This window comes from Actinotalea subterranea (genome assembly GCF_008364845.1).
In the GTDB taxonomy this organism is placed as follows: Bacteria; Actinomycetota; Actinomycetes; order Actinomycetales; family Cellulomonadaceae; genus Actinotalea; species Actinotalea subterranea.
Genome location: NZ_VTTP01000003.1, coordinates 33,490 through 45,822 on the forward strand (window position 1 = coordinate 33,490; position 12,333 = coordinate 45,822).

Genomic DNA, 12,333 nt, shown 5'->3' on the forward strand with positions numbered 1-12,333 from the left:
GGCGCCCGAGACCTCACCCGCTCGCGAGCCCTGGGAGACGGGCGGAGCGCTCACGTCTCGAAGATGTACCCCATGCCCGGCTGCGTGATGATGTGCCGCGGGTGCGCCGCGTCGGCCTCGAGCTTGCGCCTCAGCTGGGCCGTGTAGACGCGCAGGTAGCCCGTCTCGTTGCTGTAGGCCGGGCCCCACACCTCCTGGAGCAGCTGGAGCCGCGGGACCATCCGGCCGCGGTTGCGCACGAGCGTCTCGAGCACCGCCCACTCCGTCGGGCTCAGGCGCACCTCGGCACCCGAGCGGTGCACGCGACGCCGGGCCAGGTCGATCGTCAGGTCCCCCGCCTCGACGACGGCGTCGTCCGCGGCGTCGACGGGTGCGGCACGGCGCACGGCCGCGCGCAGTCGGGCCAGCAGCTCGTCCATCGCGAACGGCTTGGTCACGTAGTCGTCCGCCCCGGCGTCGAGGGCGTCGACCTTGTCCTCCCCGTGCTGCCGGGCCGACAGCACCACGATCGGCACGTGGCTCCACCCGCGGATCCCCGCGATGACGTCGAGGCCGCTCATGTCAGGCAGCCCCAGGTCGAGCAGCACGACGTCGGGGTGCCAGCGCGCGGCCATGTCGAGCGCCTGCGCGCCGTCGGTCGCGGCACCGACCTCCCAGCCGTGCACCCGCAGGTTGATGCTCAGCGCCGTGACGAGGCCGGGCTCGTCGTCGACGACCAGCACCCGGTTCCCCGTCATGAGGCACCATCCTGCGCCCGCGGGATGCTGACGACCATGGTCAGGCCGCCCCCGGGCGTGTCCTCCGCCACGACCTCGGCCCCCACGGCCGCCGCGAGCCCGCGGGCCACCGCGAGGCCCAGGCCGACGCCGTCGGGCAACGACCTGCCCAGGCGCTGGAAGGGCTCGAACATGCGGTCCTTGAGCTCCTCGGCGACGCCGGGGCCCGTGTCGACGATGCGCACCTCGACCGACCGCGCGTCGGCCGAGGCGTGGACGCGCACGGGTGAGCCGGGCGGGGCGTGGCGGACGGCGTTGGAGACGAGGTTCGCGACGACGCGCTCGAGCAGGCCCGGGTCGGTCTGCACGAGCGGCAGCGTCTCGTCGACGTCGATGGTCACCCGCTCGGTCGGCACGCCGTCGAGCGCCGGCAGGACGACCTCGTCGACGCTGACCGCACGCAGCGCGGGCCGGATGCCGCCGGCCTGGAGCCGGGACAGGTCCAGGAGGTTGTCGATGAGGCCCTCGAGCCGCTCGGCCGAGACGCGGATCGTCGCGAGCAGCGCCGCCGTGTCGTGCGCGTCCAGGTGCACGTCCGGTGCCGTCAGCCCGTCGACCGCGGTGCGGATCATGGCCAGCGGCGTGCGCAGGTCGTGGGATACCGCGCCGAGCAGGGCGTTACGGGCCGCGTCCGTCTCCTCGAGCGCACGCGCGCGCTCGGCACGCTCGTGGAGCCTGCGACGCTCGAGCGCGGCGCCGCTCTGCGAGGCGAACGCCTCGAGCACGCGCCGGTCGCTCGCCGGCAGCGGACGCCCGCGCAGGGCCAGGACCCGCTGGGCGTCGACCTCCACGACCGTGTCCGCGTCGCCGGGCACCTCGGCCGCGTCCGGTCCGTCGGCGGCCAGCACGGTCCACGTGTCGCCGGCACGTTCCAGGAGGGACACGGAGGTGAGCGCGAACGTCTCACGGAGCTTGACGGTGATCGCCTCATCGGTGTCCTCGCCGCGCAGCACGGAACGCGAGACGGCGGCGAGCGCGGACGCCTCGGCCCGGGCCCGGAACGCCTCGGACGTGCGCCGGGCGGCGATGTCCACCACGGAGGCCACCGCGGCCGCGATGACCACGAAGACGACGAGGGCGAGCGTGTTCTGCGGCTCGTCGATCGTCAGACGTCCCGTGGGCGGCGTGAAGAAGTAGTTGAGCAGGAGGAAGCTCGCGACGGCCGAGACGAGCGCCGGCCACAGGCCCCCGACGAGCGCGACACCCACGGTCAGGGCGAGGTACACCACGATGCTCGTCGACAGGGAGAGCCCCTCCCCGGCGGCGAGCAGCGCGGCGGTCACGCTCGGTGGGACGACGACGGCGGCGGCCGAGCCCAGCACCAGACGCCTCCGCGTGAGCGGCCCGCCCCGCCACCTGCGCCCACGCGTCCGCGCCCGCTCGTGCGTGACGAGGTGCACGTCGATCGTGTCCGCGAGGCGCGCGATCTCGACGCCGTTGCTCTCGGAGAGCGCCTCGCTCCACCGGCTCCGCCGCGACACCCCGACGACGATCATGGTCGCGTTCACCCCGCGCGCGAAGTCCACGACCGCCGTCGCCACGTCCTCGCCCACCACCGTGTGGAACGTGCCGCCCAGGGACTCCGTCAGGCGACGCTGCTCCGCGATCGCCTGCGGGGCCGCCGGGGGCAGCCCGTCGCTCGCCAGGACGTGGACGGCCAGCAGCTCGGAGCCCGCGGACCGCTGGGCGATGCGGGCACCGCGCCGGATGAGGGTCTCGCCCTCCGGCCCGCCGGTCACGGCGACGACGACGCGTTCCCGCGCGGGCCACGTCTCGTCGATCCGGTGGTCCTTGCGGTACGTCGTCAGCGCGTCGTCGACCCGGTCGGCGAGCCACAGGAGCGCGAGCTCACGCAGGCCGGTGAGGTTGCCGAGCCTGAAGTACGAGGCCAGCGACGCGTCGATCTGCTCGGGACGGTAGACGTTGCCGTGCGCGAGGCGCCTGCGCAGGGCGTGGGGCGACAGGTCGACGAGCTGGATCTGCTCGGCGTCGCGCACCACCCCGTCGGGGACGGTCTCGCGCTGCCGCACGCCCGTGATGGCCTCGACGTCGTCCGTGAGCGACTCCAGGTGCTGCACGTTCACGGTGGTGACGACGTCGATGCCCGCGTCGAGCAGCTCACGCACGTCCTGCCAGCGCTTCGGGTTGCGGCTGCCCGGGACGTTGCTGTGTGCGAGCTCGTCGACCATCGCCACCTGGGGCGCGCGCGCCAGCACCGCGTCGACGTCGAGCTCCCGGAACGCCACGTCGCGGTAGGTGAGCGTGCGCGGCGGCACCACCTCGAGCCCCGTGAGCAGCGCCGCGGTCCCGGACCTGCCGTGCGTCTCGACGAGCCCCACGACGACGTCGGTGCCGCGCGCGAGCCGACGGTGCGCCTCGTCGAGCATCGAGCACGTCTTGCCGACGCCGGGCGCCGCACCCAGGTACACCGTCAGGCGACCGCGGCGGGCGCGCGGGGGGCCGGGCGACGGGCTGGGGACGTCGGCCTCGGGGCTCGGCGCCCGGGGTGGCCCGGCCGGCCCGGCGGGGGCGCCGGGTGGCGGGGCGGCCGAGGCCGGGGTGACGCTCGGACCGGTCATGGGGCCATTGTCTGCAGCGCGAGGTTCAGCCGGAGCACGTTGACCCGCGGCTCGCCGAGGAAGCCCAGGTCGCGGCCCTCGACCAGGCTGTCCACGAGCCCCGCGACCGCCGACTCGTCGAGGCCCCGTGCGGCCGCGACCCGGGCCACCTGGAGGCGCGCGTACGCGGGGCTGATGTGGGGGTCCAGCCCGGACGCAGACGCGGTGAGCGCGTCGGCGGGCACCTCGCCGGGCGCGACGCCGTCCGCCCGGCTCACCTCGGCACGCCGCAGCTCGACGTCGGCGAGCAGGTCCTGGCTCTCGGGGCCGAGGTTCGACCCGCCCGACGCCGTCGCGTCCCACCCGTCCCCGGCGGCCGACGGCCGCGACCTGAACCACTCGTCGCCGTCGAACCGCTGCCCGAGGAGCGCGGAGCCGATCGCGGGCGTCGGGCCGTCGGCCTGCTCGAGGTAGCTGCCGTCGGCGGCGACGAGCGACCCGTTCGCCTGCCACGGGAGGAGGACCTGGGCGACGCCCGTGACGGCGAGCGGGTAGAGGACGCCCAGGACGACGGTGAGCACGAGCAGGACGCGCAGCCCAGCGAGCGTCTGCCGGACGAAGGGCAGCGCGGCGCCCGGACGACCGCGGCGAGGGGCGGTGACGGCGGGGGTGGCGGTGGTCATGAGGTCATCCCGGGCAGGAGGGTCAGGAGGAGGTCGATCGCCTTGATGCCGACGAACGGGGTCACGAGGCCCCCGACGCCGTAGAGCAGCAGGTTGCGGCGCAGCATGGTCGAGGCCGACGCCGGCCGGTACCGCACGCCGCGCAGGGCCAGCGGGATCAGCGCCACGATGACGACCGCGTTGAACACGACCGCCGAGAGGATCGCGGACTGCGGGCTCCCGAGCCGCATGACGTCGAGGACGCCGAGCTGCGGGTAGAGGCCGACGAACATCGCGGGGAGGATCGCGAAGTACTTGGCGACGTCGTTCGCGATCGAGAACGTGGTCAGGGCGCCCCGCGTGATGAGGAGCTGCTTGCCGATCCGCACGATCTCGATGAGCTTGGTGGGGTTCGAGTCGAGGTCGATCATGTTGCCGGCCTCCTTGGCCGCCGCGGTGCCCGTGCTCATCGCGACACCGACGTCGGCCTGGGCGAGCGCGGGGGCGTCGTTCGTGCCGTCACCGGCCATCGCGACGAGCCGCCCGCCCTCCTGCTCGCGCCTGATCAGCGCGAGCTTGTCCTCCGGCGTCGCCTCGGCGAGCACATCGTCCACGCCCGCCTCGGCGGCGATCGCGCGGGCCGTCGCGGGGTTGTCGCCTGTGACCATGACCGTGCGGATACCCATCGCCCGCAGCTCGTCGAACCTGGCCCGCAGGCCCGGCTTGACGACGTCCTTGAGGTGCACGACGCCGAGCACACGGGCCGGTGCGGACCCGTGCCGCTCCGCCACGACGAGGGGTGTGCCGCCGGAGGCCGCGACCGCGTCCACGGTGGCAGCGACGTCGGGCCCCGTGTGACCGCCCGTGCTGTGCACCCAGTGGCTGACCGCCGCGGCAGCGCCCTTGCGCACGGTGCGGTCGGGCCGGTCGTCGGTGCCGGCGCCGACGAGGTCGAGGCCGCTCATCCGGGTCGTGGCGCTGAACGGCACCAGGACCGACCCGACGAGCTCGCCCTCGTCGCGCGCACGTAGCCCGTACCGCTCCTTGACGAGCACCAGGACGGAGCGGCCCTCCGGGGTCTCGTCGGCCATCGAGGCGAGCTGGGCGGCGTCCGCCAGCGCGCGCTCGTCGACGCCGTCCGCGGCGATCAGCTCGTACGCCTGCCGGTTGCCGAGCGTGATGGTGCCGGTCTTGTCGAGGAGCAGCACGTCGACGTCGCCCGCGGCCTCCACCGCGCGGCCGCTCATCGCGAGCACGTTGCGCTGGACGAGCCGGTCCATGCCCGCGATGCCGATGGCCGAGAGCAGCGCGCCGATGGTCGTCGGGATCAGGCACACGAGGAGCGCGACCAGGATGATCATCGACTGCCGCCCGCCCGCGTGCACCGCGAAGGGCTGCAGGCTCGCGACGGCGAGCAGGAACACCACCGTCAAGGTGGTGAGCAGCACGTTGAGCGCCACCTCGTTGGGGGTGCGGCGCCGCTCGGAGCCCTCGACGAGGGCGATCATGCGGTCGACGAACGTGTGCCCTGGAGGCGCGGTGACCCGCACCACGACACGGTCGGAGAGCACCACGGTCCCGCCGGTCACGGCGGACCGGTCCCCGCCCGACTCGCGGATGACGGGCGCCGACTCCCCGGTGATCGCCGACTCGTCGACGCTCGCGACGCCCTCGATCACGTCGCCGTCCCCGGGGATGGTCTCCCCGGCCGAGACGACGACGACGTCACCCACCCGCAGGCTTGCCGACGGGACGTCCGCCGTCGCCAGCCTGGCAAGGCCCGTCGTGAACACGAGCGAGTCCTGCGGGGCCACGACCTTGTGCGCGACCGTCTGCCGCTGGCTCGCCCGCAGGCTCGCCGCCTGCGCCTTGCCCCGGCCCTCCGCGACGGACTCGGCGAGCGTGGCGAACAGGACCGTGGCCCAGAGCCATACGGTCACCGCGACGGCGAACCCGGTGGGCGACGCCACGGCCAGGACCGTCGTCAGCGCGGCGCCGACCTCGACGACGAAGAGGACGGGCGACGACGCGAGTCGGCGCGGCGAGAGCTTGCGCAGCGCCCCGGGCAGTGCCGCCACGAGGGCGCGCGCCGTCAGGCGGCTCGCGTGCCCGTCGCCGCTGGGCGCGTCCCCGGCGCCCGGGGGCGTCGTGACGTGCTCGACGGAGTCCTGCGTGTGCGTGGTCATGCCAGTGCCTCCGCGATGGGTCCGAGAGCAAGGACGGGGATGAACGTCAGGCCCACGACGACGACCGTCACGGCGACGAGCAGCCCGACGAAGATCGGCCGGTGCGTCGGCAGCGTGCCCTCGCCGGCGGGGACCGTGCCCTGGCTCGCGAGCCGCCCGGCGAGCGCCAGGACGAGGGCGATGGGCACGAACCGCCCGAGCAGCATCACGAGGCCCAGCGCCGTGTCGTAGAAGGGCGTCGCCACCGTGAGTCCCGCGAACGCCGACCCGTTGTTGTTGGCGGCCGACGTGAATGCGTAGAGGACCTCCGAGAGCCCGTGCGGGCCGCCCTCCTGGATGCCCGCCTGCCCCGCGGGCAGCGCGATGGCCAGGCCGGCGCCGACGAGCACGAGCGCCGGCATGGTCAGGATGTACAGCGCGACCAGGGTGATCTCGTGGCGACCGATCTTCTTGCCGAGGAGCTCGGGCGTGCGGCCGACCATGAGCCCGGCGAGGAACACCGTGAGGACGGCGAGCACGAGGAACCCGTACAGGCCCGCGCCGACGCCCCCGGGGGCGACCTCCCCGAGGAGCATGTTCACCAGGGCGACGCCGCCGCCCGGGGCCGTGAGCGAGTCGTGCATCGCGTTGACCGCCCCCGTCGACGTGCCGGTCGTCGAGGCCGCGAACAGCGCGCTGGCCGCCTCGCCGAAGCGCACCTCCTTGCCCTCCATGGCCGCGCCGGCGGCCGTGGGTACCGCGCCGGGGGCGGCGAGCTCGGCCCACGTGAGGAGACCGACGGCGGACACCCACAGGACGGCCATCGCCGCGGCGACGGCCCTGCCCTGGCGCAGGTCGCCGACCATGCGGCCGAAGGTCCGCGGCAGCGAGAACGGGATCACGAGGAGCAGGAAGATCTCGACGACGTTGCTCAGCGGGGTCGGGTTCTCGAAGGGGTGCGCGGAGTTCGCGTTGAAGAACCCGCCACCGTTCGTCCCCAGCTCCTTGATCGCCTCCTGCGACGCGACAGGACCGCCGGGCATCACCGTGGTGCCCCCGGCCAACGACGTGACCTCGACGTGCCCACCGAGGTTCTGCACGACACCCAGGGCGACGAGCAGGAGCGCGGCGACGGCCGCCGCAGGCAGCAGCACCCGGACGACGGCGCGCACCAGGTCGGCCCAGAAGTTGCCGACCCGGCCGTCCGTGCCGGACCGGGCGAAGCCACGCACCAGCGCGACCGCGACGGCGAGCCCCGTCGCGGCGGAGACGAAGTTCTGGACCGCGAGGCCCGCCATCTGGAGCAGGTGACCGGCCTCGGTCTCGCCGGAGTACGACTGCCAGTTGGTGTTGGTCACGAAGGAGACGGCGGTGTTCCACGCGCCCGCCGGGTCCATGGGCGACACCCCGAGGGACAGCGGGAGGAGGTGCTGCGTGCGCGCGAGGCCGTACAGCACGAGGATCGACGCGGCACCGAAGCCGAGCAGGGACAGCAGGTAGCTGCTCCAGCGCTGCTCCGCGTCGGGGTCGACCCGCATGACCCGGTACCCGGCGCGTTCGACGGCGAGGTGACGGCGCGAGGTGAACACGCGCGCCATGTAGTCGCCCAGGGGCCTGTGGACGAGCACGAGCAGCAGGACGACGAGGCCGATCTGCACGACGGCCGCGGTGATCTCGTTCACGCCTACCCCACCTTGTCGGCGCGCAGGAGCTGCACGACGAGGTAGACCGCGAGGGCGGCGGCGACGACGAGCCCCGCCCAGTCCTCGGCGCTCATGACCGCCGGTCCGCGGTCCGGGCCACAGCGGCGAGCCCCGAGAGCACCACCACGGTCAGCACGATGTAGGCCAGGTCGGCCATGACGTCACGTCCTCGTCGCTCCGCGCGGCCCCAGTCGGCCGCTGTGCCTGCGCACGGCTCCGTCCTACGCCCGGCAGGGGGCCTGGACCGTCGCCGTTGACGGGTCCTTCACGCCTGGCCGCCGGGACGTTGACGGTCCCTTGACGCCGTCGCGTCGGCGGCGCGCCCCGTCGGGCACCATCGGGCGCCGTCAGCCGATGATCGGGGCGCTCTCGGGGCGGCGGAACAGCCGCTGGCGCTCGCGGAGAGCGAGCGCCGTGCCGAGCGTGACGGGGCCGAGGCGGCCGATGAACATGAGGACCACGAGGATCAGCTGGTGGCCGGGGTCGAGCCCCGCCGTGATGCCCGTGGACAGCCCCACGGTGCCGAACGCCGAGGTGACCTCGAACAGGACGTCGCCCAGGTCGAGGTCGGACGTGAGGGTGATGGCGATCGTCGGCACGATCACGGTCGCCACGCTCAGCAGGGCGACGGCCACCGCCTGCCGCTGGCTCGTGGCCGCGAGCCGACGGTCGAACACCGTCACGTCGGGGTCGCCACGCAGCTCGGCCCAGATCACGAAGCCGAGCACCGCGAACGTCGTGACCTTGATGCCGCCGGCCGTGCCCGCGCTGCCCCCGCCGATGAACATGAGGATGTCCGTGCCCAGCAGCGTGCCGTCGCTCATCTGGGACGTGTCGAGCGAGTTGAACCCGGCGGTCCGGGGCATCACGCCTTGCACGAGGGACGCGAGCAGCTTGCCCGGCAGGCTCAGGGGGCCCAGCGTCGCCGCGTTGCCCCACTCGGCCATGAGCACGAAGAGGCTGCCGAGCGGCACCAGGACCGCCGTCATGAGCATCGTGATCTTCGTGTGCAGGCTCCACCGCGCCGGGCGCCGGTGCTGGCGCAGCACCTCGATCACCACGGGGAAGCCGAGGCCGCCGATGATCACGGCGACCGTGACGGGCAGGCAGATCCACGGGTCGGCGACGAACCCCATGAGGTTGTCGGTGTAGAGGGCGAACCCGGCGTTGTTGAAGGCCGACACCGAGTGGAAGAGCCCGAGCCAGAGCGCCCTCGGGACGCTCTCGCCGTACCCGACGACGAACCGGGCCGCGAGCATCAGCGCGACCGCGGCCTCCACCGTGAGGGTGATCCGGGCGACCCCCACCAGGACGGAGCGCACGTCGCCGAGGCCGACGCTCCGGGTCGCGGACGCCGCGGTGAGCCTCGACTGGAGCCCGAGCCGCCGGGAGATGAGCATCCCGAGGAGCGAGGCGAGCGTCATGATCCCGAACCCGCCGACCTGGATCAGGCCGAGGATGACCGCCTGGCCGAACCCGGACCAGGCGGTCGCCGTGTCGACGACGATCAGGCCGGTGACGCACACCGCCGAGGTGGCTGTGAACAGCGCGGCCATGAGGCCGTTCCCGCCGCCGGTCGCCGCCACGGGCAGGCTGAGCAGCACGGTGCCCACCGCGACGGCGCCGAGGAACCCGAGGACGACGTACTGGCCGGGCGCGCGCCGGAGGTTGCGCTCGCGCGTGCCGCGCGACGGCCCGGGGCGGAACCTCACCTCGCACCACCGTTCGTCCTCGGCCCGGCCCGCCGGCCGACGGTCGCGACCACTATGCCCAGCCCACCGCCGTCGGCGGCCCTCGACGGGTGCGCGCGCCCGATCCTTGACGGATCCTTAACGCGTCCCGCGTGTCCGGACGCCCGTGGCGCGCAGGCCGGGCCCGGCGTCGACCCGGCCCGGAGCCCGGCGCTCAGCCCAGGGCGTCGTGGCTGAGCACGACCTCGCTGGCCTCGCCCGCCCACGTCCGGACCTCGAACGTCGCGTCGCGGGCGTCGAAGGACAGCTCGACCCGGTGCTCGCCGGCGACCCAGCGGAGCTCGGCGCGGGTGCCGTCCGTGCTCCGGCTGAAGGCGCCCCGGAAGGCGGGGTGCTCGTTGCGCAGGCGGATGGCCGCGACCTGCGCGGCGACCACGGGCCGGGCCGTCGCGGTCCGGACCTCCTGCGCCGTGTAGTGGTGACGGTTCACGTCGCGCCCGACGCCGGTCGCCTCGAGCAGGGCCATGTCGTTGGCCCCGGCGAGCAGCCCCACGTAGTAGACCTGCGGGATCCCAGGGACGAACAGCTGGACGAGCCGGGCCAGCAGGTAGCGCCGGTCGTCGCGCCCGAGGGCGTCGTAGAACGTGCAGTTCACCTGGTAGAGGTCGACGTTGGACGCCGCCGCACCCGTCGCGAGCCGGCTCGTGCCGCCGCTGTTGTCGTGGATGCGCTCGACGAGGGCGTCGATGTGCTCCGGGGCGAGCAGGCCGGGGCCCTCGGCCTCGCTCGCACCCACGTCGATGACCCCGATGCCGTCGTGCGTGTCCAGGACCGTCACCACGTTCGACGGGCGCGCGTCGAGCCACGCGTCCAGGGGCGCGAGGTCCGCCGCGGTGAGCGCGTGGAGCACCAGGGGCGGCAGCGCGAAGTCGTAGACGAGGTCCACGGTGCGCGCGATCTCGACCTGCTGCCGGTAGTGACCGTGGACCTCGACGAGCACCTGTGCGCCGCGGGCGTGCGCGTACTGCGAGATGCGGTCGACGAGCGCGTACGAGGACGGCGTCATGAAGCAGTCGGTCCCCGCCTCCTTGCCCGCGTAGCCGACGGCGTCGAGCCGGAGCATCGTGACCCCGGCGGACGTGAGGGCGTCGATCACCGAGGCGATGTAGTCCCACGCCGCGGGCTCACGGATGTCGATGTCGACCTGGTCGGCCGTGAACGTGGTCCACACGAGGCGCCGGCGCCCGCCCAGCGTCATGGCGGTGAACGGCAGGCCCGGCCGGGGACGGTAGATCCGCGCGAGCTCGTCCTCGGTCGCGCCGTCGGGGAACACCGAGGACATCGTCAGGAACATGCGGGCGAACGGCGAGGCGTCCCCGTGCGCGCGGACGTCCGCGAACTGGGCCGACTCCGCGGACACGTGGTTGACGATGACGTCGGCCATCACGGCGCGGCCCTGCGACAGGCCCCGCACGTCGTCCCACGTCCCCAGGCGCGCGTCGACGCTCGTGTGGTCGCGCGGGTCGAACCCGGCGTCGGCACCGTCGTACGGGTCGTAGAAGGGCAGCAGGTGCACGCCGTCGAACACCCCGGCGAACGGCCCGTCGAGCAGCTCGCCGAGGGCTGCGACGTTCCCGCCCAGACGGTCCGCGTAGGCGATGAGCTGGGGGCCGGACGCCCCGGGGTCTGACGGGCGGGTCATCGCGCATCCTCCATCGACGGGGACCGGTCGGACGGCTCCGAGCCGGTCAGTGCTGTGCCTGTCCGTGCTGTGCCTGCCAGTGCTGTGCCGGTAGGTGCTGCGCCGGCCACGTCGGCCTGCCTCGACAGGATGCGGCGCAACCATCTCGCGCGAGCGGCGCGGGCCTCCTGGGAGAGCTCCGCCGTCGGCGCGAGGTTGTCGAACCCGTGGAAGCCACCGGGCCACACGTGCAGCTCGGCGACCCCGCCGCACGCCCAGAGCCGCGCGGCGTACGAGACGTCCTCGTCGCGGAAGGTCTCTGCCGAGCCTACGTCGATGAACGCCGGCGGGAGGCCGGTCAGGTCGGTCGCCCGCGCGGGTGCCGCGTAGGGCGGGACGTCCGGGCCGCCCGCGCGACCGCCGAGGTAGGCCGCCCACCCCGTCTCGTTCGCCGTGCGGTCCCACACGCCGAGGCCGACCATCTGTGTGCCGGACGCGGAGTCGTTGCGGTCGTCCAGCATCGGGCACAGGAGCATCTGGCCCGCGAGGGCCGGCCCGCCCCGGTCGCGCGCGAGCAGGGCGGCGGCCGCGGCCAGGCCGCCGCCGGCGCTCATCCCTTCCACGACGACGCACCCGGCGTCGAGCCCGAGGTCCTCGGCGTGGCGCGTCAGCCAGACGAGCGCGGCGTACGCGTCCTCCACCGCGGCCGGGTACGGGTGCTCGGGCGCGAGGCGGTACTCGACGGAGGCGACCGCGCAGCCCGCCGCCACGGCCAGCTCGGTCACCGGCACCATGTCCTCGCGGGCGTTCCCGGTGACCATGCCGCCGCCGTGCAGGTGGAGGATCAGCGGCACGGGCCCGGTGGCGTCGGTGGGGCGCACCAGGACGACGGGGACGTCGGGTGCACCGGCGGGCCCGGGCACCGTCAGGGCACGCAGCGTGAGCCGGCCGCCCAGGGTCAGCACCTCGGCGTCGGGGTGCTCGGCGCGTGCGCGCAGGGCGGGGATCTCGTCGGGCGACAACGAGGTCACGACGCGCTCGTGCTCGTCGCGCAGGGCGATCGCGAGCTGGGGGTCGAACGGGGGTGGCGTCGTCAT

At 74.2% G+C, this 12,333-nt stretch carries 9 protein-coding genes; all 9 read right to left on the reverse strand.

Annotation, left to right across the window (positions count from 1 at the left end):
- Positions 1-50: 50 nt before the first annotated feature.
- The gene (locus FZ988_RS06090) at positions 51-737 is read right to left on the reverse strand and encodes a response regulator (RefSeq protein WP_149203144.1); all 687 of its coding nucleotides are present in this window, start codon (positions 735-737) and stop codon (positions 51-53) included.
- Positions 734-3,355, reverse strand: a complete 2,622-nt coding sequence (locus FZ988_RS06095) for a DUF4118 domain-containing protein (protein WP_149203145.1) — start codon at positions 3,353-3,355, stop codon at positions 734-736. Before FZ988_RS06095 ends, FZ988_RS06090 begins: the two co-directional genes overlap by 4 nt.
- Entirely contained in the window at positions 3,352-4,017 is a 666-nt protein-coding gene (gene kdpC / locus FZ988_RS06100) for a potassium-transporting ATPase subunit KdpC (RefSeq protein WP_149203146.1), read from the reverse strand. Before kdpC ends, FZ988_RS06095 begins: the two co-directional genes overlap by 4 nt.
- Positions 4,014-6,182, reverse strand: a complete 2,169-nt coding sequence (gene kdpB / locus FZ988_RS06105; protein WP_149203147.1) for a potassium-transporting ATPase subunit KdpB — start codon at positions 6,180-6,182, stop codon at positions 4,014-4,016. Before kdpB ends, kdpC begins: the two co-directional genes overlap by 4 nt.
- Entirely contained in the window at positions 6,179-7,843 is a 1,665-nt protein-coding gene (gene kdpA, locus FZ988_RS06110) for a potassium-transporting ATPase subunit KdpA (RefSeq protein ID WP_149203148.1), read from the reverse strand. Before kdpA ends, kdpB begins: the two co-directional genes overlap by 4 nt.
- 2 nt (positions 7,844-7,845) lie before the next feature.
- Positions 7,846-7,938, reverse strand: a complete 93-nt coding sequence (gene kdpF / locus FZ988_RS06115) for a K(+)-transporting ATPase subunit F (RefSeq protein ID WP_149203149.1) — start codon at positions 7,936-7,938, stop codon at positions 7,846-7,848.
- A gap of 273 nt (positions 7,939-8,211) precedes the next feature.
- On the reverse strand, positions 8,212-9,576 hold the full coding sequence (locus FZ988_RS06120) for a TrkH family potassium uptake protein (RefSeq protein WP_149203150.1): 1,365 nt from the start codon (positions 9,574-9,576) through the stop codon (positions 8,212-8,214).
- Positions 9,577-9,769: 193 nt separating this feature from the next.
- Positions 9,770-11,257, reverse strand: a complete 1,488-nt coding sequence (gene gtfA / locus FZ988_RS06125) for a sucrose phosphorylase (protein ID WP_149203151.1) — start codon at positions 11,255-11,257, stop codon at positions 9,770-9,772.
- Positions 11,254-12,333 carry an alpha/beta hydrolase gene (locus tag FZ988_RS06130; RefSeq protein WP_342781155.1) on the reverse strand — a complete coding sequence of 360 codons (1,080 nt, stop codon included), beginning with the start codon at positions 12,331-12,333 and terminating at the stop codon, positions 11,254-11,256. The genes gtfA and FZ988_RS06130 overlap by 4 nt, the downstream gene beginning before the upstream one ends.

Bases quoted from the DNA above. Each gene is read 5' to 3' on its own strand.
- FZ988_RS06090 (WP_149203144.1), bottom strand. From the start codon at position 737: ATGACGGGGAACCGGGTGCTGGTCGTCGACGACGAGCCCGGCCTCGTC.
- FZ988_RS06095 (WP_149203145.1), bottom strand. From the start codon at position 3,355: ATGACCGGTCCGAGCGTCACCCCGGCCTCGGCCGCCCCGCCACCCGGC.
- kdpC (WP_149203146.1), bottom strand. From the start codon at position 4,017: ATGACCACCGCCACCCCCGCCGTCACCGCCCCTCGCCGCGGTCGTCCG.
- kdpB (WP_149203147.1), bottom strand. From the start codon at position 6,182: ATGACCACGCACACGCAGGACTCCGTCGAGCACGTCACGACGCCCCCG.
- kdpF (WP_149203149.1), bottom strand. From the start codon at position 7,938: ATGAGCGCCGAGGACTGGGCGGGGCTCGTCGTCGCCGCCGCCCTCGCG.
- gtfA (WP_149203151.1), bottom strand. From the start codon at position 11,257: ATGACCCGCCCGTCAGACCCCGGGGCGTCCGGCCCCCAGCTCATCGCC.
- FZ988_RS06130 (WP_342781155.1), bottom strand. From the start codon at position 12,333: ATGACGACGCCACCCCCGTTCGACCCCCAGCTCGCGATCGCCCTGCGC.